Origin of the sequence: Nocardia sp. JW2, assembly GCF_051843015.1 — a bacterium.
GTDB classification, from domain to species: domain Bacteria; phylum Actinomycetota; class Actinomycetes; order Mycobacteriales; family Mycobacteriaceae; genus Nocardia; species Nocardia coubleae.
This window is the reverse complement of the sequence record NZ_JBPXLK010000006.1, coordinates 17,394-41,076: the sequence shown is the minus strand read 5'-3', so window position 1 is coordinate 41,076 and position 23,683 is coordinate 17,394. Positions and strand designations below refer to the sequence as shown.

Genomic DNA, 23,683 nt, shown 5'->3' with positions numbered 1-23,683 from the left:
GGTTACCTCACGCGCTCGCCTTCGACCTCGCGCAGGAACGATTCGATGAGTTCGACGACCTCCGCATGGCCTGTGTCGACCTCGAAGGCCTCCTCCATGCGCAGGAAGCGCGAGACGCTCGACATCAGCAGGATGAGCGCACCCGGGCTGTAGCCCGCGCCGCCGTGATCGGCCAGCGCCGAGGACACGGCATCGAGCTGGAGCGCGCGGAATCGGCGGGAGGACTCGGCGATCTCGGCCCGAATCGCCTTGCGGTGATTCGCCAGCGCGACGAATTCCATGGTCAGCGCGGTCTGGGACTGGTCGTTGATGGCGTCCCACAACGCCCACAGCGGTTGCGGCGATTCCAGCGCACGCAGTTGACGTTCGTAGCTGCGATCGGCGCCGCGCCGGAACAACTCGACGAACAGATTGTCCATGTTGCCGAAGTAGTAGTAGACGAGCGCGGGATTCACGCCCGCCGTGGTGCCGAGGCGTCGGGAGCTGACGGCGGCATAGCCCTCCTCGAGCATGATGCGCTCGGCCGCGTCGAGCAAAGCGGAACGGGTGGTCGGGTTCTCGGCGTCACGGGCGGGCTTCACATGTAGGCCTGTCTGTCGGGCGAGCGGCACATCGCCGTTCGCGAGCGTCGCGCTACACCCTTGACAGTGGTGAGCGTCGTCACGTATATCTTAATCACTCGCTCAAATTGAGCAGTCGGTTAAGACCCCGGATCAGGCCTGACAGGTCATTTCGGTGGCTCGCCGACGGCCATTCACACTGACCGCCCTTCCCACCGGCGAAGGGTTTCCCGCGCCGCGCAGCCGGCGCCATCGCGCCCCGGAACGGGTGCTCGCTGCCTTGCCGAGAGCAGAGGAATTCGGATGAACAACACAGCCCCAACGCCTTCGGGCTCGACCGCACCCGCCCGGGTCGCCGTGGTGACCGGTGGCGCCTCCGGGATGGGTGTGTCCATCTGCGCCGCGTTCGCCGCGGCGGGCCATCGGGTCGCGGTTCTCGACATCGACGGCGCGGCCGCGCAACGCACCGCCGAACAGCTGCGCGAAGCCGGTGCGGCGACCATGGCCGCCGCGGTCGACGTCACCGATCGCGATGCTGTCCGGGCGACCATGGACAAGGTGCGGGCCGAGTTCGGTGCCGTCGAAATCCTGGTCACCAGTGCGGGTTCCGTGGATTTCGCACCGTTCACCGACATCAGCCCGCAGGCGTGGAACCGCATCGTCGACGTGAACCTCAACGGGGTCTTCCACTGCGCCCAGGCGGTGGTCGGGGACATGGTCGCGGCCGGGTGGGGTCGCATCGTCACGATCTCGTCGTCGAGCGCGCAGCGCGGTTCGCCGGGAATGGTGCACTACACCGCCGCCAAAGGCGCGGTGGTCGCGATGACCAAAGCCCTCGCGCGGGAGTACGCCGCGGCGGGCATCACGGTGAACACGATCCCGCCCTCGGGCATCGACACACCGATGTCGCGCCGGTCCCAAGCCGCCGGGCACCTGCCCGACAACGAACGGATGGCGGCCGCGATTCCGGTGGGGCACTTGGGAACCGGTGACGACATCGCCGCGGCGTGCGTCTTCCTGTGTTCGGAACAGGCCGGCTATATCACCGGCCAGATTCTCGGTGTGAACGGCGGATCGGTGATATGAGGAGCTCGGCCACTCCCCGCCTGGCGCCGCTACCGGTGCGGGACTGGGACGAGGACACGCGGGCGGTGTTCCGGGGTCACGTGACATCGGCGGATCGATATCTGTCCGGCGCGCCCGATGCCCCGGCCATGCCGGGCATTCTCGGATTGCTGGCCCACCATACGGAATTGGCCGGTGCGTGGCTGGCCTACAACGGGCAGCTCATCGAGCGGCCGACGGTCGACCCACGCGACCGCGAACTGGTGATCCTGCGGGTGGCCTGGCGCAGCGAGTCGGCTTACGAATGGGCGCAGCACGTCCGGATCGCCACCGGTCTCGGCGTCACCGAGGAACAGATCTCCGCGATCCGCCACGGATCGCATTCCCCGGTCTGGTCGCCGGTGCAGCGGTGCCTGCTGGCCATGACCGATCAGCTGCTGGCCCGGCACCGCGTCGACGACCCGACCTGGGCGCAGCTGGAATCGCACTTCGACAGCAGGCAGCTCATCGAGCTGCTGTTCGTCGCCGGCTCGTACCTGTGCCTGGCGATGGTGCTCAACAGCGTTGCGCTGCAACCGGACCCGGAACGGGAGGAACGATCATGAGTGAACTCGTAGAAGAACCGGCCACCCGGCATCAGTGGCCGAGGCCCGCCGAAGGCAGCTGGACCGAGCATTACCCCGAACTGGGCACGTCCATGATGTCGTTCGAGGATTCGGTCTCGCCGGAGTTCTTCGAACTCGAGCGGAACGCGATCTTTCGCCGGGCCTGGCTCAATGTCGGCCGGATCGAGCAACTGCCACGCACCGGCAGCTATTTCACGAAGGAAATCGAAGCGGTCCGCACGTCGATCGTCGTGGTCCGCGACCACGACGGTACGGTGCGCGCCTTCCACAATGTGTGCCGCCACCGCGGAAACAAGCTGGTGTGGAACGAGTTTCCCAAGGCCGAGACCTCGGGGGTCTGCCGTCAGTTCACCTGCAAATATCACGGCTGGCGCTACGGGCTCGACGGCTCGCTGAGTTTCGTGCAGCAGGAAGACGAGTTCTTCGACCTCGACAAGGCCGGGCTGGGGCTGGCGGCGGTGCACTGCGAGGTGTGGGCCGGCTTCATCTTCGTCAATCTCGACGACACACCACGCCAGACGCTGCGCGAATTCCTCGGCCCGATGATCACCGATCTGGAGGGTTATCCGTTCGACAAGATGACGGAGTGGTACGAGTTCACGGCCGACAACCAGAGCAACTGGAAGTTGTTCGCCGATGCGTTCCAGGAGTATTACCACGTTCCCGGCCTGCATTCCCAGCAGGTGCCAAGTGCGGTGCGAACGCCCGGAAAGGGCTTCGAGTGCGCGCATTTCCAGGTGGACGGCCCGCATCGGATGGTGTCGACCGGCGGCGCGCGCCGCTGGACGTTGCCCGCGGAATTCATGTATCCGATCGAACGGGTCACCCGCAGCGGTCTGGTCGGGCCGTGGGAATCACCCGACATCGGTGAGCCGCCCAAGGGCTTGAATCCGGGCCGGATCGAACCGTGGGGCATCGACAACTTCCAGATCTTCCCCAATATCGAGATCCTCATCTACCGGGGCTGGTATCTGCTCTACCGCTATTGGCCCACCTCGTACAACACCCACCGGTTCGAGGGGATGCTGTGTTTCCAGCCCGCGCGCACGGTTCGTGAGCGGGTCGAACACGAAGTCGCCTCGGTGGTGTTCAAGGAATTCGCGCTCCAGGACGCGGGCATGCTCACCGGCACGCAGACGGCGCTGGAATCGGCGTATCGCACTGCGGGTATCACCCGTTACCCCGTCAACGATCAGGAAATCCTGGTTCGCCATTTCCACAAAGTCGTCGCCGACTGGGTCGAGCAGTACCGCACCGAGGCCGGTGCCCGATGACGTCGACCATGCTCCCACCCGCCTTCGCCGACCTCGAGCGGTTCGCCGCCACCTGGTGTCTTGCCACCGAACACGAGCGCTACGCCCGCCGCCTCGGCAGCTCCATGCAGGAATTGCTCGAGTTCTACGACGCCTGCTTTCCCCGCCTGGAAGACGCCCTGGCCTACTGCGACAAATTCCCGCTCGACGACCTGCCCGAGGACGCGATTCACCTACTGCACCTGGTGTATTCGCTCGTGATGGTCGCCATGGCGGTCGAAATCTTCCAGCAACCCAAACCGGTCGACAGCGCCGATGCCGAGCTCGAGCGCGTCGCCGCGCCCTGGCCGTGAGACACGAAGGAACCCCACTATGACGATCACCATCGAGAAACTCGGGCAGGCCGTCGGCGCCCAGGTCATCGGCGTGACACGCGACCAGCTCCTCACCGACGACAGCGTCGCCGAGACGGTGATGACGGCGCTCGAGGACAACGGGGTGCTGGTCTTCCGCGATCTGCATCTGGATCCGGAGACCCAGGTGGCCTTCTGCCGCACGCTGGGCCAGGTCGACATCTCACCGGGGCATCATCCGGTGGAGGGGATCTACCGGGTCAGTCTCGACACCACCAAGAACTCCTCGGCGAGCTATCTGCGTGCCACCTTCGACTGGCACATCGACGGCTGCACGCCCGAGGACGACGCCTACCCGCAGATGGCGACGGTGCTCACCGCCAAGGCGGTCGCGACCAGCGGCGGGGAGACCGAATTCGCCAGCACCTACCGGGCTTACGACGACCTGTCCCCCGCCGAACGCACCTACCTGGGGTCGCTGCGGGTGGTGCATTCGCTCGAGGCCTCCCAGCGCGGTGTCACCACCGACCCGACACCGGAGCAGTTGGCGGCGTGGCGCAGGCGCCCGACCAAGGAGCACCCGCTCATCTGGACGCACAAATCGGGCCGTCGCTCGCTCGTGCTCGGCGCCTCGACCGACTATGTGGTCGGGTTGCCCGCCGAGGAGAGCCGGGCGTTGCTGGACGACCTGCTGCGCCGCTGCACCGCCCCCGACCGCGTCTACCGGCACACCTGGTCGGTCGGCGACACCGTGATCTGGGACAACCGTGGCGTCATCCACCGCGCCGCCCCTTATCCGGCGGGCTCACCGCGAGAGATGTTGCGCACCACTGTGCTCGGTGAAGAACCGATCGAATAACCCACCGACACAGCACGTCAGGAGTAGTCATGCCTCGTTGGCCCAAACCCGCCGAGGGTAGCTGGACACAGCACTACCCGGAACTCGGTACCGCACCGATGTCCTACGAAGACTCGATCTCCCCCGAGTTCTTCGAACTCGAACGGGACGCGATCTTCAAGCGTGCCTGGCTCAATGTCGGTCGCGTCGAGCAACTTCCACGCACCGGCAGTTATTTCACCCGCGAGATCCACGCCGCGCACACCTCGGTGATCCTGGTCCGCGACCGCGACGGCGCGGTCAACGCCTTTCACAACATCTGCAGGCACCGGGGAAACAAGCTGGTGTGGAACGAGTTTCCCCGCGAGGAGACCTCCGGGACATGCCGCCAGTTCACCTGCAAGTACCACGGCTGGCGCTACGGGCTCGACGGCGCGCTGACCTTCGTGCAGCAGGAAAGCGAATTCTTCGATCTCGACAAGAACGAACTCGGTCTCGCACGCGTGCACTGCGAGGTGTGGGCCGGCTTCATCTTCGTCAACCTGGCCGCCGAACCACAGCAGACGCTGCGGGAATTCCTCGGCCCGATGGTGACCGGACTCGAGGGCTATCCGTTCGACAAGCTCACCGAACGCTATTCCTACCGGTCCGAGGTCGGCGCGAACTGGAAGCTCTACCTCGACGCTTTCCAGGAGTTCTATCACGCACCGGTGCTGCACGGAAAACAGACGCCGGACAACTTCTCCGTCGCCGCTCAGCAGGCCGGATTCGAGGCACCGCACTATCAGCTCGACGGTCCGCACCGGTTGGTCAGCACGTCCGGTGTGGTCACCTGGGAACTCGATCCGACGATGCGCAAACCGATGGAAGACATCACCCGCAGCGGTCTTTTCGGTCCGTGGGATGTTCCCGACCTCGGGCCGATGCCCGCCGGTCTCAATCCCGCCGGCTGCGAACCCTGGGGGCTGGATTCCTTCCAATTGTGGCCGAATTTCACCATTCTCATCTGGTCCGGCGGCTGGTATCTCACCTACCAGTACTGGCCGACCTCGCACAACACACACATCTTCGAGGGAAATCTGTACTTCACGCCCGCGCGTACCCCGCGTGATCGGGTCGCCCACGAAATGGCCGCGGTCACCTTCAAGGAATACGGATTGCAGGATTCCTCGACCCTCGAGGCGACGCAGCTGATGCTGGAATCGCGTGCGGTGCGCACCTTCCAGCTCAACGACCAGGAGATCCTGTTGCGGCACCTGCACAAGGTCGCCGCCGACTGGGTCGAGGACTACCAGCGCGAGCGCACGGAGGCACCGCGATGAGCGAACAGTTGCTGCCCACCGAATTCGCCGACCTCGAGCCGTACGCCGCGGTGTGGTGTCTCGCCACCGAGACCGAGCGCTACGACCGGCGGCTGAACTCCAGTATGGCCGAGATGCAGCGCTTCTACGACGCGATCACCGCGCGAGCCGAGGACGCACTCACCTACTGCGACAAGTTCGCGCTCGACGAGCTGCCCGAAGACGCGAAAAACCTGATGTACCTGCTGTATTCGATGGTTCAGGTGTCCTTCCCCGTCGAGGTGTGGCGCCAGCCGCGCATTCCCGACACCGGGGCCGCGTCGCTCACCTGCGTCCTCGAGCCGAGCCTATGACCGGGTCACGCGTCGTCCTGCGGGCCGCGGCGTGGGTCGACGTCGAGACCGGGCAGCGGCACACACCCGCGGTGATCGTCGTCGACGGCAACCGGATCGCCGCCGTCGATCCGGCCGAGATCCCCGTCGACGCGCAGGTCATCGATCTCGGTGCCCTCACGCTGCTGCCCGGTCTGATGGACATGGAGGTCAACCTGCTCATCGGCGGACCCGACAATCCGTCGGGGTTGCCGAATCCGATGCACGGCGTGCAGGACGACCCGGTGTACCGGACCCTGCGCGCCTCGGTGAACGCCCGCGTCACCCTGCACGCCGGATTCACCACGGTCCGCAACCTCGGCCTGATGGTGAAGACCGGTGGCTACCTGCTCGATGTGGACCTGCACCGCGCCATCGAGCAGGGCTGGTTGGAAGGCCCGCGCATCGTGTCGGCCGGGCATGCCATCACCCCGACCGGCGGCCATCTGGACCCGACCATGTTCCAGCGGCTCGCCCCGCACATCATGCCGATCACCGTCGAGGAGGGCCGCGCCAACGGTGTGCCGCAGGTCCGCGAATCGGTGCGCTACCAGATCAAATACGGCGCCGAGGTCATCAAGATCTCCGCCTCGGGTGGGGTGATGTCGCACGGTACCGTCGCCGGCGCCCAGCAGTACTCCGACGAGGAACTGGCCGCGATCGTCGACGAGGCGCACCGCGCGGGGGTGCGTGTCGCCGCGCACGCGCACGGCGACGCCGGTATCCGCGCCTGTCTGCGCGCCGGGGTCGACTGCATCGAGCACGGGTCGCTGGCCGAGGACGACACCCTCGCGCTGATGGTCGAGCAAGGCACCTACCTGGTACCCACCAGCTACCTGTCCGAAGGCCTGGATGTGTCCAAAGCCGCTCCCGCACTGCGGAAGAAGGCCGCCGAGGTCTTTCCCCGGGCACGGGAGACCTTGCGCAAGGCGATCCGAGCCGGCGTGCGGATCGCCTGCGGAACCGACGCACCCGCCGTGCCACACGGACAGAACGCGAAGGAGCTCTGGGCACTGGTCGATCGCGGCATGACACCGGCCCAGGCGCTGCGCGCGGCCACCGTCACCAGTGCCGAACTGATCGGTGTCGACGACCGCGGCCGGCTCGCGCCGGGGCTGCTCGCCGACATCATCGCCGTGCCGGGTGATCCCACCGCCGACATCACCGTCCTCGACGACGTGCGGTTCGTGATGAAGGACGGCCGCATCCACAAGCAGCCGTAAGCCGTTCGCCCGCAACACTTCACCGCCCGAGGGATCGAGGTAGCAATGTCGCCACGTCACCAGCTCTACATCGGCGGGGAATGGGTACGCCCGTCGACCGGCGCGACCATCGAGGTGATCTCACCGCACACCGAGCAGGTGATCGCCCGCGTCGCCGACCCGGCGCAGGCCGATATCGACCGTGCGGTCGCGGCCGCCCGCCGCGCGTTCGACACCGGACCGTGGCCGCGGCTGGCCCCGGCGGAGCGGGTAGCGCTGGTCCGGCGCCTGGTCGAGGCCTACCGTGCGCGGGAAGAGGAACTGGCGCAACTCATCACGGCCGAGATGGGCGCGCCGATCACCTTCGCCCGCTCGGCACACGCGAGGCTGCCCGGCGTCATGATGGGCGCCTTCGCCGACACCGCGGCGGGCTACCGCTGGCAGGAGACCAGAACTGGATTCCTCGGCCGCGACGTGGTGGTCCGCCACGAGCCGGTGGGTGTCGTCGCCGCGATCATTCCCTGGAACATGCCGATGTTCCTGACCGTCGCGAAGCTGATCCCGGCCCTGCTGGCCGGCTGCACGGTGGTGCTCAAACCGTCGCCGGAGACGCCGCTCGACGCCCGGCACATGGCCGAACTGCTCGATCAGGTCGGGCTGCCACCCGGCGTGGTCAGCATTCTGCCCGGCGGCCGCGTGGCGGGCCGCCATCTGGTCGCGCACCCGGGCGTGGACAAGGTCTCGTTCACCGGTTCCACCCCCGCGGGCAGGCAGGTGGCCCAGGTGTGCGGATCGGCGCTGCGGCGGGTCAGCCTGGAACTGGGCGGCAAATCCGCCGCGATCGCGCTCGACGACGCCGATCCGGCGGCCGTCGCCACCGGCATGATGGTCGCCGGCCTGATGAACGGTGGACAGGCCTGTGTCGCCCAGACCCGGATCCTGGTTCCCGCACGGCGGGCGACCGAGTTCGCCGACGCACTCGTGGCCGAAGTCGAAAGCCTCTGTGTCGGTGACCCGTCCGATCCCGCGACCCGTGTCGGGCCGATGGTCTCGCAGCGTCAGCAGCAGCGCGTCCGCGCCTATATCGACCTGGGGCTGCGCAGCGGTGCCCGGCTGCTCGTCGGCGGCACCGGACTGCCCGACGGTATCGACCGTGGCTGGTACGTCCGGCCGACGCTGTTCGCGGGCGTGGACAACAGCATGCGGATCGCCCGGGAGGAGATCTTCGGTCCCGTCCTGAGCCTGATCGCCTACACCGACGACGAGCACGCCGTGACCCTCGCCAACGACAGCGAGTACGGGCTGTCGGGATCGGTCTGGTCCCCCGACATCGAACGCGCGACGGCGGTGGCGCGCCGGGTGCGCACGGGCACCCTCGGCATCAACGAGCCGTACAGCATGGACCCCGTGGCACCGTTCGGCGGCGTGAAGAACAGCGGGATCGGCCGCGAATTCGGTACCGAGGGGCTAGAGAGCTACCTCGACACGATGTCACTGTCGATCCGCCCCACAACAGCGAATTCCACAGTGCCACAACCTGCTACCGCAGCGCCGACGACGAGCCGACCGCAGCGGGCCGACCGGTCATGAGCGCCCGGATGTCACGGCAGCTTGATCGCCGACATGTACATCTCGAGAATCGGGCCGTAGAGATCGACGCCGTCGAGCTTGGTGCCGAGCACCACCGAGGGTGTCGTATGGATGAGCACCCGCGCCATCGTCATCGGTGGGATCAGCGAGGTCGCGCCGATGCGCTCGAGATTCTCGATGATGAAGCGCCCCAACGCTTCCACAGTTTCTTCCTGCCGGGCCGCCACCCGCTCACGCACTTCCGGGTTACGCAACAGGTACAGGGTGAACTCCATACCGAGCGCGGCGTGTTCGGTACCCCGGTCGGCGCCGAGCCTGCGCCACAGCTCCCCCACCCGATCCAACTCCTCGGGCCCCAAGTTCGACGCCGCGGCGAGCACCTCGGTGAAAGTGTCGAAGTAGCGCTGCATGTAGCGGTCGTTCACCTCGAGGAAGAGCTCTTCCTTGGTGGCGAAGTGCTTGTAGATCGCGCCCTTGGTGTAGCCGGCGGCATGGGCGATGTCGTCGAGTGTCGCCGCCGCGAAACCCTTTTCGGCGAATACCTCTTGGGCGGCATCCAGGAGCAGACCCCTGGTGTGCTCGAGTCTCCGCTCTCTGGTCCAACGCTCAGCCATGCCAGCGAGTATGCCACGAATCTCAGAAACTCCTCGGAATCTGAGATCCCCACTGGTATATTTCCATTCGTAGAGATTCCTCACAATTCAAAATCAGGAGGTGCGCCGTGAGCGGACCGTCGGCGCCGAAAAAGGGAACAACCGTCACCGAGCCACTCGGCAATGTGGCCACCCTCGGCGCGAAAATTCAGTCGACAAGCAAAGCAGTCAAGATCTGGGCCACCCTCGGCGGCGCCATTCTCGCGCTCCAGATATATGTGTGGCTGCGCTGGATCACCGGCCCCAATTTCGAGCGGGTCCCCACCGGACCGAGCGACCCGCCCACCTTCATGAAGGTGATCCTCAGCGTATGGACGGGCGTCATCCTGCTCGGGCTACCGGTGGGCATCTATTTCTTCATCGTCCGGCCCTGGCGGCGGGAGCGGCGGATAACGCTCGACGGTATGCTGCTGGTGGCCTGTGGCCTCATGTTCTTCCAGGATCCCCTGCTGAACTACTTCAATACGTGGAGTACGTACAACACCTGGATGTTCAACATGGGCTCGTGGGTGCAGGACGTACCGGGCTGGCAATCCTATGGCGAACCCGGCGCGATGATGGCCGAACCGATCCTGATGAACGCACCGGGATATTCGTACGGCGTGCTGCTGTGCACCATTCTCGGCTGCTGGGTGATGCGTAAGACCAAACAGCGCTTCCCCGGCATCAATACGGGCGGACTGATCGGTGTCCTGATCGTGTGGACATTCTTCTTCGATCTCGTCATCGAGGGCCTTTTCCTGATGCCGATGGGTCTTTTCACCTATCCCGGCGCATTGCAGGACTGGTCGATCAATGCCGGCACCTATTACCAGTGGCCGTTGTACGAAGGTCTCATGTGGGGTGGTGTGCAGGCGGGTCTGTGCGCCCTGCGCTACTTCACCGACGATCGTGGCCGCACATTCGTCGAACGCGGGCTGGACCAGATCCAGGGCGGTTTCGTGAAACAGCAGTTCATCCGATTCCTCGCGATTTTCGCGGCGGTGAGCACCTTCTTCTTCGTCTGCTACAACATTCCCGCGCAGTTCTTCGCGCTGCATACCGATCCGTGGCCCGAGGACATCCAGAAGCGGTCCTACTTCAACATGGGCATCTGCGGCGACGGCACCGACCGGCTCTGCCCGCACCCCGATCTTCCGGTTCCGTTCCGCAACAGCGGATACATCGATTCCAGCGGCCGGCTCGTCCTACCCGAAGGCGCCGAACTCCCGAAGATCGTGCCCTTCGCCGATACCGACAAAGGAAAATGAGATGACCAGTCGACCCAGCGCTGTGCTCGACGTCCCGCAGGTACCGTTCTACCGCTCTGTCGGCAATGAGGTCGAGGTGTTCCGTGCGGCGGCCGCGGGTGGTCTGCCGCTGCTGCTCAAGGGCCCGACCGGATGTGGCAAGACCCGGTTCGTGGAGACGATGGCCGCCGAACTCGGCCGCGAGCTCGTCACGGTGGCCGGCCACGAGGACATGACCTCCGCCGATCTGGTCGGCCGCTTCCTGCTCAAAGGCGGCGAAACCGTCTGGGTGGACGGCCCTTTGACGCGGGCGGTGCGCACGGGCGCGATCTTCTACCTCGACGAAGTGGTCGAGGCGCGCCAGGACACGACCGTGGTGATCCACCCCCTCGCCGACCACCGTCGCGAACTCCCCGTCGACCGGCTCGGCCAAACCCTGCGGGCGGCAACGGGATTCCAGCTGGTGATCTCCTACAACCCCGGCTACCAGAGCGTTCTGAAGAACCTCAAGGAGTCGACCCGGCAGCGGTTCGTCGCCATCGAACTCGGCTTCCCACCACCGGAGATCGAGCGGGAGGTGGTCGCGCACGAGGCAGGCGTCGACGCCGAGACGGCGCGGGCCCTGGTCGCGCTCGGCACCGCCATCAGGAACCTGGACAACTCACCGCTGCGTGAGGTGTCCTCCACCCGGATGCTGATCCTCGCCGGTGGGCTCGTCGCGGGCGGGCTCGACCTGCGCGGTGCCGTGCAGTCGGCCGTGGTGCAGGCCCTGTCCGACGACGCCGACATCATCAGCGCGCTCGGTGAACTCGTCGACGCCGTCCTTCCGCCGTCATGACCGGCGACGACGATCCGCGCGGGCACGCCCGGTTCCGGCTGCTCGCCACCTATCTGGCGGGCAGGTCGGTGGATATCGCCGAGCTGCCCGCCGGGGGATCCCCGTTCACGGACGGCCGGATCATCTACGTGTCTCCCGACGGTGAGCAGCGCCACGAAGTACTCGTCCAGGCCGCGCTGCTCGGCGCCGGGAGCCTCGATCCGGCGCTGGTGAAGTCGCTGCGGGGACGGCCCTCTACGGCGCGCCGGTACCTGTCCCTCGAAGGTCATCGCGTGCTCGCCGACCTCGCCCGCCGCGTTCCGCTGGCGGCCACCCTCGAACTCGACGGCAGGCCACCGACCGCGAGCGCTGCGGATTCGCTCGCCGCGGCCAAAGGCAAAGGCGCGGTGACTGATCCGCCGACGTGGTTCGGCACGATCAAACCCTCCCGGCTCGTATCGGTCGATCCCGGGCCCGGTGCCCGGGCCTCCGACCGCGAGCTGCGCCTGGAATTCGACCTCGGTGCCCTCCCGGAGGCCGGCGACGAGGTCGAGGACAGCGTGGAGAAGTCCGAGGAGAGCAAGATCCTGAAGCTGTTCGAGAACCCACTGTTCAGCGGCAAATCGGTGATGGACTTCTTCCGCAAGACCATGGGCAATTCGCGTTCCGACGGCGACGGGGCCGCGGGCACTGAGACACCGGTGAGCGCGGTTCGCCGGGCACGCACGGCCGGACCGCATGCCCGCCCGCTGCCCACCCCGATCAGGTTCACCGATGCCGAAACGCCCGGTGCCGCAGCCGGAATCGGTGGGGCACTGCATCCGGAGTGGGATGTGTTCGGCAACCGGTACAAGCCGCAATGGTGCCGGGTGATCGACTTTCCGCTCACCGTCCCCGCCGACATCGCGGCCGCACGAGTGCCGGAGGACGATGTGCTCCGGCGGCGGCTGGCTCGCGTCGGCCTGGGGCCGAAGGTGTTGCGTGGGCGGGCCGACGGCGACGAGCTCGATCTCGAGGCGCTCATCGATCTGTTCGTCGACCTGCGCTCGGGCTATTCGCGACCGGAACACGTCTACCTCGAGCACCGCAAGCTGGACCGCAACCTCGGTGTGCTGATCCTGCTCGACGCCTCCGGCTCGTCGACCGACGCCGACCAGGCGGGCCTGTCGGTGCACGAACACCAGCGACGTGCGGCGGCCACCCTGGCCGCCACGCTCGAGGAGCTCGGTGACCGGGTCGCGGTGTACGCCTTCCGGTCCGAGGGCAGGCACGCGGTGCATCTGCCCGCGATCAAGACCTTCGATCAGCGCTTCGGCGCCGTCGGCCGGGCCCGGCTCAATCAGCTCCAGCCCGCGAACTACACGCGCCTGGGTGCCGGGATTCGCGGCGCGGGAGAGATCCTGAAGAACGAGGCGGGGACACAGAACCGGCTGCTGGTCGTGCTGTCGGACGGATGCCCCTACGACGACGGGTACGAGGGGCACTACGCCGAGGCCGATGCCGCCAAGGCGCTCGAGGAGTTGCGGGCCGACGGCGTCGCCTGCCTGTGCTTGTCGATCGGGTCGACCACCTCTCCCGACGCCCTCGAACGAGTCTTCGGCACGGCGGGCCATGCCGGGGCGGCGACGCTGAGCGAATTGAGTCCGCGCATGGACGAGCTGTTCCTGTCCTCGCTGCGGGAACTCGCCGCGCCCGTCCCGCGATAGCGCGACACCGGAAAGAGAGGGGCTTGCCATGGAACCCAGCGCATCCGCGGTCGCCGAGATCAAGGACTGGTCCAAGGATTACACCCGGCGCCACCCGATCGCCTCGCTGCGGACGGTCGGCAGGCAGGTCGAGCTAGGCAGGCGGGCGTTTCGCCATCTCGTCACCGACATCGCCACCCGACGGTTCCCGTTCGACGAGTTCGTCGGGCAGGCGATGTTCATGGTGAAGACCTCCCTGCTCCCGACCGTGGCCGTTGCCCTGCCGATCAGTGCCACGCTGTCCATCCAATTCGGCCTGCTCGCAGGGCAAGTCGGTGCCACCGCACTGGCCGGGGCGGCCAGCGGCCTGGCCGTCATCCGGCAGTCGGCTCCCCTGGTGACCGCCATCCTGCTGGCGGCGGCCGTCGGTTCGGCACTGTGCGCCGACCTGGGTTCACGCAAGATCCGCGAGGAGATCGACGCGATGGAAGTGATGGGGGTGTCGGTACTGCGCAGGCTCGTGGTGCCGCGGCTGGCCGCCGGGATCATCATCGCGATGGCGCTCACCGCCGTGAGCTGTTTCGTCGGCTTCCTGGCCGGCTACCTGTTCAACGTCTATGTCCAGGACGGCACACCGGGCAGCTACATGGAGACCTTCTCCTCGTTCGCCACCGCCGGTGACCTGTATCTGGCGATGGTCAAGGCCGCGGTGTTCGGGGTGATCGTCGTCGTCATCGCCTGCGAGAAGGGCCTCAACACCCGTGGTGGGCCGGGTGGGGTGGCGAACTCGGTGAACGCCGCCGTGGTCGCCTCGATCGTCGCGCTGATGGTCGTCAACCTGGGCTTCACCCAGCTCTACACGATGCTGTTCCCGAGGACGACACTGTAATGGCCAGCGTCTACCGCCCACCGGGTGTCCGGACCGTGCTTGTCGTGCTGTCGGGACCGTGGCGCGTGGTCATCCAGTTCGGGCACATGGTCACGTTCTTCGTGCGGGCGGTGCTCTCGATCCCGATCGCGCTGCGGCACTACAGTCGCGAATCGCTGCGCATCCTGTCCGATGTGACCTGGGGCAACGGCTCACTCATCGTCGGCGGTGGGACGGCGGGTGTGATGATCATCCTCGGCGCCGCCGCGGGCGGCATCGTCGGAATCGAGGGTTTCAACGCGCTGAAGCTGCTCGGCATGGAGCCGGCGACCGGGATGATCGCGGCGACCGCCGCGACGCGTGAGCTCGCCCCGATCATGGCCTCGATCGCCTTCGCCGCACAGGCCGGTTGCCGGTTCACCGCCCAGCTGGGTGCCATGCGGATCGCCGAGGAGATCGACGCCCTCGACGCGATCGCGATCCGCCCGGTGCCCTTCCTGGTCTCGACGCGGCTGATCGCCTCGATCGTCGCGGTGATCCCGTTGTTCCTCGCCGCGCTGGCTGCCGACTACCTGGCCGTCGAACTGTTCGTCGGAATCGTCGGCGGTCAGTCGTTCGGCACCTACGCACACTATTTCGATCTGGTGCTCAGCGGCACCGATGTCGTGTATTCGCTCCTGAAGGCCGTCGTGTTCGTCACCATCACCACCACCATCCAGTGCTATTTCGGCTATTACGCCCGGGGCGGACCCCAAGGCGTCGGGGTCGCGGCCGGGCGGGCGATGCGCGCGAGCATCACGGTGATGATCTCGGTGAATCTGTTGATGACGTTGGCCCTGTGGGGTTTCGACGCCGGCTCGCGGATCAGTGGGTAGCGCGATGGCGATAGTGTTCGAATCCGACGACCGGCACCTGAGCAACGCGGGCCTGTTCGTGCGCGGGGTGGCCGCGCTGAGCGTGGTCGTCGCGACCGTCGGGGCGATGATCGCCCGATCCGAGGGCGCGTTCACCGAAACCGTCGAGGTCACCGCGATGCTCGTCGACGTGGGCGACGGCTTGCCGCAACGATCCGACGTCAAGTACCGGGGTGTACTGGTCGGCACCGTGCGCGCAGTGGAGCCCGCGGATCGCGGAGCGCCCAACAGGATTCGCATCGAGCTGCTGCCCGAGCACGCCGCGGGCATACCCTCGACGGTGACCGCGCGCGTCGTCCCGAGCAATGTCTTCGCCGTGCCGTCGGTGCAGCTGATCGACAACGGCCCGGGTGCCCCGCTGACGCCGGGTGCGTCGATCCCCGAGGACCGCAGCCGGGCGAGCGTGCAGCTGCAGACCTCACTCACCGCGCTGAGCCGCATCGCCGACGCGGTCGGCCGTCCCGAATCCGACCCGACCGTCGGGATCCTGGAGACGCTCGAGCGCGCGACCCGAGGTCGTGGCGCCGACGCGGCGGCGGCCGCCACCCAGCTCGAACGGATCGTGCGGGCCTACCGGGCGGAGGCGTCGGGCGGGGACGACACCACCTCCTTGCTCACCGGACTGACCGAGGCCGTGCACGGCCTCCGTGACGCCGCGCCCGATCTGCTTGCCGCACTGCACAATGCGGTCGTGCCGTTGCGCACCGTGGCCGAGCAGCGAGCCCGGCTCACCGAACTGCTCACCGCGGGCGTCGCCACCGGCGAGAAGGTCGGCACCGCGCTGAACAACCGAACCGATTCGATCATCGACCTGAACTCGAGGCTGGGCCCGGTCCTGGCGGTCCTCGCAGCGGGCAGCGGCAATTTCGTGCAGATGACCACCTCGCAGACCCGGATCGCGACCGTGTTCGCACACGACTTCTGGCAGCCCGACACCCAGAGCGGCACCGCGAAGGTGATCGTCGAACTCACCCCGCACAAGCAGTACACCCGCACCGACTGTCCCCGCTACGGCGAACTGGCCGGTGCGAGCTGTGCGAACGGACCCGCCGCGGGTCCGCCGGTGATCGGTGCCGCCGATCAGCCGGTGACCGTCCTCGACCAGCGCGCGATCATCGCCGAAAGCCTCGGTCTGCCAACGGAAGCCGTCGACCTGGCCGACCTCTTCGGTCTGCTCGTCCCTGCCCCACCAGCTGGAGAACCACGGTGAAACACAGACGCGATCTCGTCGGCCTGACCGCATTCCTGCTCGTCGCCGCCCTGCTGACCTGGATGGTCCGGGTGACGCTGCAACGCGACGTCCCCGGCGACACCCACGCGTATTCCGCTGTGTTCAGCGATGTTTCGGGGCTGCGGGTCGGTGACGACGTGCGCGTCGCGGGCGTGCAGGTGGGGCGGGTCGACTCGATCGACATCGACGGGCCGCACGCGGTGGTGGGTTTCCGGCTGCAACGCGAGCACACGGTGTACGACAACACCATCGCCTCGGTGATCTACCAGAACCTCATCGGGCAGCGTTATCTCGGCCTCTCGCGGGGCGAGGAAGGTGAGGCCGCTCCCCTGGCGCCCGGCGCGCGCATCCCGCTCGAGCGCACCGAACCGTCCTTCGATCTGTCGGGTCTGCTCAACGGTTTCCAGCCACTGTTCAGCGCGCTCGACCCCCACGACGTCGACAACCTGACCGCCGCCCTGATCCGCGCGCTCCAAGGCGACGACGGCGCGGTCGCCGCGCTGATCACCGAGACCGCGACGCTGGTGCAGACCTTCGCCGGACCCGACCAGGTGCTCGGTGCCCTCATCGACAACCTCTCGGCGGTGATGAGCACCCTCGCCGGGCAGACCGGCGGACTGCGGACGACCATCGCCCAGACCCGCAAGATCTTCGAGGCACTCGAAACCCGCCGCGACACCCTGCTGGACCAGACCGCACAGATCTCGACCGTGGTCGCCGATGCCGCCGCTGTCGTCGACGGCGCGGGACCCTCACTCACGCAGTTCATGAACCGTGAACCCGGCTTCGCCAGTCATTTCGTGGACGGCAGAGAGCGTTTCGCGTTTCTCGGTTTCAATCTGCCGTCGCTGTTCCAGGCCATGATCCGGGCCACCGACGCGGGCGCGTTCGTCAACGCCTACGTCTGCGATATCGGTTTCAGCATCATCCCCGGCCTGGATCCGTTGATCGCCCAGATTCTCGGCGGCACTTCGCCGACCGGTCGGCCCCAGCATTCCGCGATCTGTAGGTAGGACCATGAACAAACCGCTTCGCGCGTTCACCCGCCTGTTCCCGGACCCCGCACGCGCGGACCGGCACGCCGATTCCTCGCTGCGGACCGGCCTCGTCGCCGTCCTTTCGATGGTGCTGGTGCTGATCGTGCTCGTGGTGGTCAATTCGCTGCATCTCGGATCGCGCACGGTGTCGGCCGATTTCGCACAGGCCGCGGGGATAGCCCCCGGTGACCCGGTGACCTGGGCGGGCATCCCGGTCGGCACCGTGACCGCGACCCGGCTGGCGGGTGACCACGTCGAGGTGGTCTTGACGATCGAGGAGGACATCGCCCTCGGCGCCGATACCTCGGCCGCGATCAAACTGACCACCCTGCTCGGCTCCCGCTATGTCGAACTGCGCTCCACCGGCGTCGGCGGGCTGGCCGATGACCGGATTCCGTTGTCGCGCACCGCTGTGCCCTACGACCTCGAGACCGCGCTGCAGGACGCCACGACCACCTTCGATCAGCTCGACGCCGACCAGATCGCCGAATCGATGACATCGCTGTCGCGCGGGTTGGAAGGTGTGCCGTCGCTGGTGCCGGGCATCCTGCGTGATATCCGCTCGCTGTCGAACGTCATCGCGACCCGGCGCGACCAGATCGGCATCCTGCTGACCAGTACCGAGCAGGTCGGCACGGTGATCCGCGATCAGCAGGCCGAACTCGCGGCGGTGGTCACCCGCGGTGGGGCGGTGCTCCAGCAGATCCTGGCCCGCCAGGACGCGCTGCGCAGCCTGCTGGCCGCGACGACCCGGCTGGTCGAGCGACTCGAACCGATCGTGGTCGGTGAGCACGCGGAGATCGAGCAGTTGCTGACCGACCTGCACGACATGACCGCGATGATCGCGGGCCACGACGAGCTGCTGCGCAACATCCTGGAAATCCTCCCGGTGCCGTGGCGCATGTTCGCCAACGCGACCGGCACGGGAGCCGAACTCACCGCCAACGCGCCCGACGGCGCCTTCGTCGACTCGTGGATGTGCGCGCTGAGCGCCCTCGCCGTCGAGGCCGGCCGGGCGCCCTACCTCGAGGACTGCCGATGAATGCGCTGCTGTCCACCCTGAAACTGGCCGTGGTCACCCTGACCGCCGCCTGCCTCGCCGGCTGTTCGTCCGGGGCAGGCGCGGACACCACAACCCTCACCGCCCACTTCGCCAACGCCAACGGCCTCTACGTGGGCAATGCCGTCTCGGTGCTCGGTATGCGGGTCGGCCGGATCGTGCGGATCGAGGCACGCGGTACCGAGGTCGAAGTCCAGATGAGCGTCGACAGCGCGATCGCGCTACCCGCCGACGTGCAGGCGGTGACGATCTCGGATTCGCTGCTCACCGATCGCCACATCGAACTCACCCCGGTGTACCGGGGTGGGCCGACCCTCCCGCCCGGCGCGGTGCTCGACCGGGCGCACACGAAGTCACCGGTCGAGTTCGACGCGTTGCTCTCGATGGCACAGCAGTTGTCGACCTCGCTGGGTGGTGACGGCACCGGCGCCGGGCCGGTCGCCGACCTGATCGACCTGGGCGCGGCCGCCACCGAGGGCAACGGCACGGACATGCGCGCCGCCCTCGACGAGCTCTCCCGCGCCCTGCGACTGGGCGACGACAACGGAACCGCCACCCGCGACGCGATCACCACCGTGGTCACCGAGCTCGACGAACTGACCGCCGCCGCCGCGCGCAACGACCGGACCCTGCGCGAATTCGGCGGTGCCGTAGCACAACTGAGCGACTTCCTGGCCGGGCAACAGCTGGGGACCGGTGACACCGGAGCGGCGGTGAACAGGATCGTCACTCAGGTCACCGAGCTCTTGCAGCGGCACAGGGGCACGATCTCCGGGCTCGTCGGCAATGCGAACACTCTGACCGGTTCCCTGGCCGCCTACGACTACAACCTCGCCCAGTTCCTCGACGTGTTTCCGATGGTCGTCGACAATGCCTACAACTCCGTCGACCCGAATGTGCGCGCCCTGCGGGCCGGAGTGGACGTCAACCGGATACTGCTCGACGGCCAGATGGTCAAGGAGATCTGCAATCTGCTGCAGTTGCAGAGCCTGGGCTGCGCCACCGGAACCCTGCGCGATATGGGCCCCGACTTCGGCATCACCGCCATCCTGTCGGGCATCGCGGAAAAGAGCGGCCGATGACGCGCCGGATACTGCCGGGGCTGCTCACCGCGATCACGGTCGCCTGCACCGGCTGCACGACGGGCCTGGATCGATTGCCGCTGCCCGCACCGGGTCTCGGCGGCGACACCTACACCCTGACGGCCACCTTCACCAACGCGCTGAATCTGCCCGCGCAGGCGAAGGTCACGCTCAACGGCGCCGAGATCGGCCGGGTCGAGTCGATGGCGGCCCGCGACTACACCGCCGTGGTGACACTGCGCATCACGGCGGCCGTGCGACTGCCCCTCGGCACATCGGCGCAACTGCGGTCGGCTACACCGATGGGCGATGTCTTCGTCGCGATGAAGCCGCCGTCGGTGGTCGAGCCCGGCGCCGCCGTGCTCGCCGACGGCGCGGCGATCGGGCCGGAATCGACCTCGGCGGCCTCGACGATCGAGGAAATGCTCTCGCGCGCGGCGCTTCTGGTCAATGGCGGCACCGTCGGGTACCTGACCACCGTGGTGGCCGCGCTCAGCGAGTACGTCGGCGGGCGCGGCGACCGGCTCGCGGCCCTGCTCGACGAGACCCGTGCCCTGCTCGGCACCCTCACCCGGCGAACCGATCAGATCAACGGTGTCCTCGGCTCCGCCGCGGACCTCACCGGGACGGTGGCCGCCGAGCAGGCGGCCCTCGCCGACGCCGTCGCCGCGGCCGGGCCCGCCGTCGAAGTCCTCGCCGAGAACACCGATGCTCTCGTCACCCTGGTGGATCGCGTGCACACGATCACCACCCAGCTGGCCCGGTTCCCCAGCGTGCGTGGCACCAACGACACGAGCATGGCCGCCAATATCAACACCCTGGCGGCCGGGCTCAATGCGGCGGCAACCAATCCGCAGGCCGACCTGAACGCGGTCAACGACATGATCAAGATCGTTCTCAAGATGATCAGCGGCCCCAACGGCCATGTCGCGGTGGACATCGCTCAGCTGGCCGTCCCCGACCCGGCGAACCCGGGCGGAGCCGGTGGCCGGGCACCCGACATCACCGACTGGACCGCCTTCGTCGGTTCGCTCCAGCACATGCTCGCCCGGCTCGGCGGCCGCCTGGTCGGAGTGCCGCGATGACCGGGCGCGGCCCCGCGGAAGCCCCCGCCCGTCTGCTCGTCGGGTTCGTCCGGGTGGCACACCGTCACCGGTCGGCGGTGTCGTTGCTCGGGCTGCTCGCCGTCCTGGCCGGCGCTTGTTCGCACCTGCTGATCTCGACCTTCGGCATCGAACCGTTCGCGCGCCCCTATCGGGTCCGTGTCGAACTCGCGCAGTCCGGTGGGCTGTTGCCCGGCCAGGAGGTGACTCTGCGCGGTGTGCGGGTGGGGCGGGTCGATTCGGTGCGGGTGGTCGACGAGAAGGTGGTCGCCGTCGCCGCCATCGACGATGGCGTCCGGATCCCGGCGACCGGGCGGGTCCGCGCCGCGGCCCTGTCGGCGGCGGGCGAGCAGTATCTGGATTTCGTGCCCGACACCGATGCCGGGCCGTTCCTGGCCGAGGGGTCGGTGGTCACGCTCGACCGCACCTCCACCCCGGTTCCGATGGCGGACATGCTGCAGAGTCTCAGCGGCACCCTCGCCCAGATCGATCCCGAACGGCTCGCGACGATCTCGCGAGAGCTCGGGGTGAGCAGCGCGGGCCCCGACAAACTGGCGCAGATCATCGACGGCGGCACCTTCCTCGTGTCCACCCTCGACACCGTGTTGCCGAACACCGTGAACCTGTTGCGCAACAGCCGGGTAGTACTCACCGCCCTGCACGACGGGCGCGGCACGCTGCGCTCGACATCGGCGAATCTCGCGGCCGTCCTCGGCGGCACGGCCGCGATGACGGGTGGCTACGAGCGGCTGCTCGCGCAGACACCGCCGCTGCTCACCGAGCTCGATGCGGTGCTGGCCGAGAACTCGCCGACCATGGTCGCCTTGCTCGGCAATCTCGTCACCGTCTCCCAGGTGGCCTACTCCCGGATCCCCGCGCTCAACGAGTTCTTCTTCCCCACCCAGCGTGCGGGATCGGCGCTCGACGCGGTCGCCTTGGCGTTCCACGACGGCGGTGTGTGGGCCCTGGCCAGCATCTACCCGCGCTACGCCTGCGACTACGACGTGCCGCGGCGCCCAGGGTCGGTGCCCGATTACGCGCAGCCGTATGTCAACGCGGACTGCACCGACTCGGACCCCACCCTCTTGCCGCGCGGCGCCCGCAACGCGCCACGTCCCGCCGACGACCCCGTTCCGCCACCGCCGCCCGCTGATCCTCTGCAGACCGCCACGCCCGCCCCGACCGGGCCGCTGACCGTCCCCACTCCCTACGGCGGCACCTTCACGCCCGGCCCACGCTGACAACCACCCCGCTCAACCCTGGACACCTCGATCGCCGTCCGCATACGCTTGCGAGAATTCCATTTCCACTCTAGGAGAACATGATGTCCGTACAGAACGTGCTCGACGAGATCCGCAACCGGCCCGGCACCGGTGACGTGATCCCGGTCATCGATCCCGCCACCGAGGAACAGCTCACCGAATTCACCGACGGCGGAACCGATGCCGTCGACGCCGCCGTGGCACGGGCGAAGGCCGCGTCGCAGTCCGGCATCTGGAAGAACCTCGCGGGCAGCGAAAAGGCCAAGATCCTGTGGCGCGTCGCCGATCTCATCGAGGAGAACACCGGTGTCCTGGCCGATCTCGAATCCCTCAACGCGGGCATCCCACAGAACCAGGCCGCCACCATCGTCGCCGTCGGCGCGGAATGGTTCCGCTACTACGCGGGCTGGTGCACCAAGATCGACGGCATCGCCCACGATGTGAACGCCGGTGGGCTCGTCGGCGTGGAATCGCACCAGCACGCCTACACCCTCAAGGAGCCCTATGACGTTGTGGGGCTGATCTTCCCGTGGAACGGGCCGGTGTTCAACTACTGCGCCAAGGTCGCGCCCGCCCTGGCCGCCGGTTGCAGCAGTGTGGTCAAACCCGCCGAGGAGACACCGCTGTCGGCACTGGTACTCGACCGGCTCCTCACCGAGGCGGGGGTGCCCGACGGGGTGGTCAACCTCATCAACGGCTACGGCCACACCACCGGCGCGGCCATCACCGCCCACCCGGACGTGGACAAGGTCGCCTTCACCGGGTCGACCGAGGTGGGCCGGGCCATCGTGCAGGCCTCGGCGGCAAGCAATCTCAACAAGATCACCCTCGAACTCGGCGGCAAGTCACCGGTGCTGATCTTCGACGACGCCGACCTCGACATGGCGATCATGATGGCCGGTTTCGGCTCCTTCACCCACTCGGGCCAGGCCTGCGTGTGCGGTTCCCGGGTCTTCGTCCAGCGCGGCGCCTACGAGAAGGTGGTCGCGGGCATGGCCACCCTGGCCGACAACATGAAGCTGGGCGGGCCCAAGGAAGAGGGCACCATGGTCGGCCCGCTGATCAGCGCCAAGCAGCTCACGCGCGTACTCGGTTACGTCGAGCAGGGCAGGTCCGACGGCGTCGAATTCGTCACCGGCGGTGAGCGTCTCGACCGCACCGGCTATTTCGTGCGTCCCACCGTCGTCACCGAGGTCGACCCGGCGACCAGCCGCCTCTACCGCGAGGAGATCTTCGGGCCGATCGTCACGGTGCTGCCGTTCGACACCGAGGAAGAGGCCGTCGCGATGGCCAACGACAGCACCTACGGCCTGGCCGCCACCGTGTGGACCAAGGACCTGGGACGCGCGCATCGCCTGGCCAAGCAGTTGCAGGCCGGAACCGTCTCGCTGAACTGCCAGCTCGTGTTCGACCACTCCATGCCCTTCGGCGGCTACAAGCAGTCCGGCTGGGGACACGAGGCAGGCAAGGCGGGCCTCGACGCGTACCTGCAGACCAAGACGGTCTGGGCCCAGATGTGAGAGCGGGACATTGCCATGCACCCATTGCGAGAATATGATTCTCATCAATCACTAAGGAGGCTC

The 23,683-nt window shown here is 67.5% G+C and carries 23 protein-coding genes; 21 read left to right on the top strand and 2 right to left on the bottom strand.

Annotation, left to right across the window (positions count from 1 at the left end):
* Nucleotides 1-2: 2 nt before the first annotated feature.
* Nucleotides 3-581 carry a TetR/AcrR family transcriptional regulator gene (locus ACSVDM_RS11155; protein ID WP_439264470.1) on the bottom strand — a complete coding sequence of 193 codons (579 nt, stop codon included), beginning with the start codon at nucleotides 579-581 and terminating at the stop codon, nucleotides 3-5.
* 282 nt (nucleotides 582-863) lie between these two features.
* On the opposite strand from ACSVDM_RS11155, the gene ACSVDM_RS11150 reads away from it, so the two are divergent.
* The 9 genes from ACSVDM_RS11150 to ACSVDM_RS11110 are packed head-to-tail and all read left to right on the top strand — an operon-like array spanning nucleotide 864 to nucleotide 9,159.
* Nucleotides 864-1,646 (top strand): SDR family NAD(P)-dependent oxidoreductase, encoded by a 783-nt coding sequence (locus ACSVDM_RS11150; protein ID WP_439264468.1) that lies wholly within the window; start codon nucleotides 864-866, stop codon nucleotides 1,644-1,646.
* Nucleotides 1,643-2,230, top strand: a complete 588-nt coding sequence (locus ACSVDM_RS11145) for a carboxymuconolactone decarboxylase family protein (protein ID WP_181696049.1) — start codon at nucleotides 1,643-1,645, stop codon at nucleotides 2,228-2,230. The genes ACSVDM_RS11150 and ACSVDM_RS11145 overlap by 4 nt, the downstream gene beginning before the upstream one ends.
* Complete coding sequence (locus tag ACSVDM_RS11140) at nucleotides 2,227-3,525, top strand: aromatic ring-hydroxylating oxygenase subunit alpha (RefSeq protein ID WP_439264467.1); 1,299 nt, start codon at nucleotides 2,227-2,229, stop codon at nucleotides 3,523-3,525. Before ACSVDM_RS11145 ends, ACSVDM_RS11140 begins: the two co-directional genes overlap by 4 nt.
* Nucleotides 3,522-3,857, top strand: a complete 336-nt coding sequence (locus tag ACSVDM_RS11135) for a hypothetical protein (protein ID WP_225280027.1) — start codon at nucleotides 3,522-3,524, stop codon at nucleotides 3,855-3,857. The genes ACSVDM_RS11140 and ACSVDM_RS11135 overlap by 4 nt, the downstream gene beginning before the upstream one ends.
* 19 nt (nucleotides 3,858-3,876) lie before the next feature.
* Nucleotides 3,877-4,716, top strand: coding sequence for a TauD/TfdA dioxygenase family protein (locus ACSVDM_RS11130; RefSeq protein WP_225280028.1), 840 nt, complete (start codon nucleotides 3,877-3,879; stop codon nucleotides 4,714-4,716).
* Between the two features lie 29 nt (nucleotides 4,717-4,745).
* Nucleotides 4,746-6,017 carry an aromatic ring-hydroxylating oxygenase subunit alpha gene (locus tag ACSVDM_RS11125; RefSeq protein WP_225280029.1) on the top strand — a complete coding sequence of 424 codons (1,272 nt, stop codon included), beginning with the start codon at nucleotides 4,746-4,748 and terminating at the stop codon, nucleotides 6,015-6,017.
* A complete protein-coding gene (locus ACSVDM_RS11120; protein ID WP_439264465.1) occupies nucleotides 6,014-6,349 on the top strand; it encodes a hypothetical protein in 336 nt (111 codons plus the stop codon). Before ACSVDM_RS11125 ends, ACSVDM_RS11120 begins: the two co-directional genes overlap by 4 nt.
* On the top strand, nucleotides 6,346-7,590 hold the full coding sequence (locus ACSVDM_RS11115) for an amidohydrolase family protein (RefSeq protein ID WP_439264464.1): 1,245 nt from the start codon (nucleotides 6,346-6,348) through the stop codon (nucleotides 7,588-7,590). Before ACSVDM_RS11120 ends, ACSVDM_RS11115 begins: the two co-directional genes overlap by 4 nt.
* A gap of 45 nt (nucleotides 7,591-7,635) precedes the next feature.
* Entirely contained in the window at nucleotides 7,636-9,159 is a 1,524-nt protein-coding gene (locus ACSVDM_RS11110) for an aldehyde dehydrogenase (protein WP_439264462.1), read from the top strand.
* An 11-nt stretch (nucleotides 9,160-9,170) separates the two neighbouring features.
* On the opposite strand, the gene ACSVDM_RS11105 is transcribed toward ACSVDM_RS11110, so the two are convergent.
* The gene (locus ACSVDM_RS11105; RefSeq protein WP_439264460.1) at nucleotides 9,171-9,773 is read right to left on the bottom strand and encodes a TetR/AcrR family transcriptional regulator; all 603 of its coding nucleotides are present in this window, start codon (nucleotides 9,771-9,773) and stop codon (nucleotides 9,171-9,173) included.
* 107 nt (nucleotides 9,774-9,880) lie between these two features.
* Here ACSVDM_RS11105 and ACSVDM_RS11100 point away from each other — a divergent pair, with 107 nt between their 5' ends.
* The 12 genes from ACSVDM_RS11100 to ACSVDM_RS11045 all read left to right on the top strand — a co-directional run bounded on the left by ACSVDM_RS11100 (nucleotide 9,881) and on the right by ACSVDM_RS11045 (nucleotide 23,620).
* Nucleotides 9,881-11,062 carry a spirocyclase AveC family protein gene (locus ACSVDM_RS11100; RefSeq protein ID WP_181696058.1) on the top strand — a complete coding sequence of 394 codons (1,182 nt, stop codon included), beginning with the start codon at nucleotides 9,881-9,883 and terminating at the stop codon, nucleotides 11,060-11,062.
* A gap of 1 nt (nucleotide 11,063) precedes the next feature.
* Nucleotides 11,064-11,879, top strand: a complete 816-nt coding sequence (locus ACSVDM_RS11095) for a CbbQ/NirQ/NorQ/GpvN family protein (protein WP_439264458.1) — start codon at nucleotides 11,064-11,066, stop codon at nucleotides 11,877-11,879.
* The gene (locus tag ACSVDM_RS11090) at nucleotides 11,876-13,564 is read left to right on the top strand and encodes a nitric oxide reductase activation protein NorD (RefSeq protein WP_439264456.1); all 1,689 of its coding nucleotides are present in this window, start codon (nucleotides 11,876-11,878) and stop codon (nucleotides 13,562-13,564) included. Before ACSVDM_RS11095 ends, ACSVDM_RS11090 begins: the two co-directional genes overlap by 4 nt.
* A 28-nt stretch (nucleotides 13,565-13,592) precedes the next feature.
* Nucleotides 13,593-14,432, top strand: a complete 840-nt coding sequence (locus ACSVDM_RS11085) for an MlaE family ABC transporter permease (protein WP_181696061.1) — start codon at nucleotides 13,593-13,595, stop codon at nucleotides 14,430-14,432.
* Complete coding sequence (locus ACSVDM_RS11080; RefSeq protein ID WP_225280035.1) at nucleotides 14,432-15,286, top strand: ABC transporter permease; 855 nt, start codon at nucleotides 14,432-14,434, stop codon at nucleotides 15,284-15,286. Before ACSVDM_RS11085 ends, ACSVDM_RS11080 begins: the two co-directional genes overlap by 1 nt.
* A 4-nt stretch (nucleotides 15,287-15,290) precedes the next feature.
* On the top strand, nucleotides 15,291-16,535 hold the full coding sequence (locus tag ACSVDM_RS11075) for an MlaD family protein (RefSeq protein ID WP_439264455.1): 1,245 nt from the start codon (nucleotides 15,291-15,293) through the stop codon (nucleotides 16,533-16,535).
* On the top strand, nucleotides 16,532-17,569 hold the full coding sequence (locus tag ACSVDM_RS11070; RefSeq protein ID WP_439264453.1) for an MlaD family protein: 1,038 nt from the start codon (nucleotides 16,532-16,534) through the stop codon (nucleotides 17,567-17,569). The genes ACSVDM_RS11075 and ACSVDM_RS11070 overlap by 4 nt, the downstream gene beginning before the upstream one ends.
* A gap of 4 nt (nucleotides 17,570-17,573) precedes the next feature.
* Nucleotides 17,574-18,635, top strand: a complete 1,062-nt coding sequence (locus ACSVDM_RS11065; RefSeq protein ID WP_439264451.1) for an MCE family protein — start codon at nucleotides 17,574-17,576, stop codon at nucleotides 18,633-18,635.
* Nucleotides 18,632-19,735: an MCE family protein gene (locus tag ACSVDM_RS11060; RefSeq protein WP_439264449.1), complete on the top strand. Its 1,104-nt coding sequence runs from the start codon at nucleotides 18,632-18,634 to the stop codon at nucleotides 19,733-19,735. The genes ACSVDM_RS11065 and ACSVDM_RS11060 overlap by 4 nt, the downstream gene beginning before the upstream one ends.
* Nucleotides 19,732-20,820 carry an MlaD family protein gene (locus ACSVDM_RS11055; RefSeq protein ID WP_439264447.1) on the top strand — a complete coding sequence of 363 codons (1,089 nt, stop codon included), beginning with the start codon at nucleotides 19,732-19,734 and terminating at the stop codon, nucleotides 20,818-20,820. Before ACSVDM_RS11060 ends, ACSVDM_RS11055 begins: the two co-directional genes overlap by 4 nt.
* A complete protein-coding gene (locus ACSVDM_RS11050; RefSeq protein WP_439264445.1) occupies nucleotides 20,817-22,079 on the top strand; it encodes an MlaD family protein in 1,263 nt (420 codons plus the stop codon). The genes ACSVDM_RS11055 and ACSVDM_RS11050 overlap by 4 nt, the downstream gene beginning before the upstream one ends.
* A gap of 83 nt (nucleotides 22,080-22,162) precedes the next feature.
* Nucleotides 22,163-23,620 carry an aldehyde dehydrogenase family protein gene (locus ACSVDM_RS11045; RefSeq protein WP_439264443.1) on the top strand — a complete coding sequence of 486 codons (1,458 nt, stop codon included), beginning with the start codon at nucleotides 22,163-22,165 and terminating at the stop codon, nucleotides 23,618-23,620.
* The last annotated feature ends 63 nt before the right edge of the window (nucleotides 23,621-23,683 follow it).

Bases quoted from the DNA above. Each gene is read 5' to 3' on its own strand.
- ACSVDM_RS11125 (WP_225280029.1), top strand. From the start codon at position 4,746: ATGCCTCGTTGGCCCAAACCCGCCGAGGGTAGCTGGACACAGCACTAC.
- ACSVDM_RS11095 (WP_439264458.1), top strand. From the start codon at position 11,064: ATGACCAGTCGACCCAGCGCTGTGCTCGACGTCCCGCAGGTACCGTTC.
- ACSVDM_RS11115 (WP_439264464.1), top strand. From the start codon at position 6,346: ATGACCGGGTCACGCGTCGTCCTGCGGGCCGCGGCGTGGGTCGACGTC.
- ACSVDM_RS11075 (WP_439264455.1), top strand. From the start codon at position 15,291: ATGGCGATAGTGTTCGAATCCGACGACCGGCACCTGAGCAACGCGGGC.
- ACSVDM_RS11105 (WP_439264460.1), bottom strand. From the start codon at position 9,773: ATGGCTGAGCGTTGGACCAGAGAGCGGAGACTCGAGCACACCAGGGGT.
- ACSVDM_RS11145 (WP_181696049.1), top strand. From the start codon at position 1,643: ATGAGGAGCTCGGCCACTCCCCGCCTGGCGCCGCTACCGGTGCGGGAC.
- ACSVDM_RS11065 (WP_439264451.1), top strand. From the start codon at position 17,574: ATGAACAAACCGCTTCGCGCGTTCACCCGCCTGTTCCCGGACCCCGCA.
- ACSVDM_RS11120 (WP_439264465.1), top strand. From the start codon at position 6,014: ATGAGCGAACAGTTGCTGCCCACCGAATTCGCCGACCTCGAGCCGTAC.
- ACSVDM_RS11090 (WP_439264456.1), top strand. From the start codon at position 11,876: ATGACCGGCGACGACGATCCGCGCGGGCACGCCCGGTTCCGGCTGCTC.
- ACSVDM_RS11140 (WP_439264467.1), top strand. From the start codon at position 2,227: ATGAGTGAACTCGTAGAAGAACCGGCCACCCGGCATCAGTGGCCGAGG.
- ACSVDM_RS11135 (WP_225280027.1), top strand. From the start codon at position 3,522: ATGACGTCGACCATGCTCCCACCCGCCTTCGCCGACCTCGAGCGGTTC.
- ACSVDM_RS11055 (WP_439264447.1), top strand. From the start codon at position 19,732: ATGACGCGCCGGATACTGCCGGGGCTGCTCACCGCGATCACGGTCGCC.
- ACSVDM_RS11045 (WP_439264443.1), top strand. From the start codon at position 22,163: ATGTCCGTACAGAACGTGCTCGACGAGATCCGCAACCGGCCCGGCACC.
- ACSVDM_RS11080 (WP_225280035.1), top strand. From the start codon at position 14,432: ATGGCCAGCGTCTACCGCCCACCGGGTGTCCGGACCGTGCTTGTCGTG.
- ACSVDM_RS11150 (WP_439264468.1), top strand. From the start codon at position 864: ATGAACAACACAGCCCCAACGCCTTCGGGCTCGACCGCACCCGCCCGG.
- ACSVDM_RS11130 (WP_225280028.1), top strand. From the start codon at position 3,877: ATGACGATCACCATCGAGAAACTCGGGCAGGCCGTCGGCGCCCAGGTC.
- ACSVDM_RS11110 (WP_439264462.1), top strand. From the start codon at position 7,636: ATGTCGCCACGTCACCAGCTCTACATCGGCGGGGAATGGGTACGCCCG.
- ACSVDM_RS11060 (WP_439264449.1), top strand. From the start codon at position 18,632: ATGAATGCGCTGCTGTCCACCCTGAAACTGGCCGTGGTCACCCTGACC.
- ACSVDM_RS11050 (WP_439264445.1), top strand. From the start codon at position 20,817: ATGACCGGGCGCGGCCCCGCGGAAGCCCCCGCCCGTCTGCTCGTCGGG.
- ACSVDM_RS11085 (WP_181696061.1), top strand. From the start codon at position 13,593: ATGGAACCCAGCGCATCCGCGGTCGCCGAGATCAAGGACTGGTCCAAG.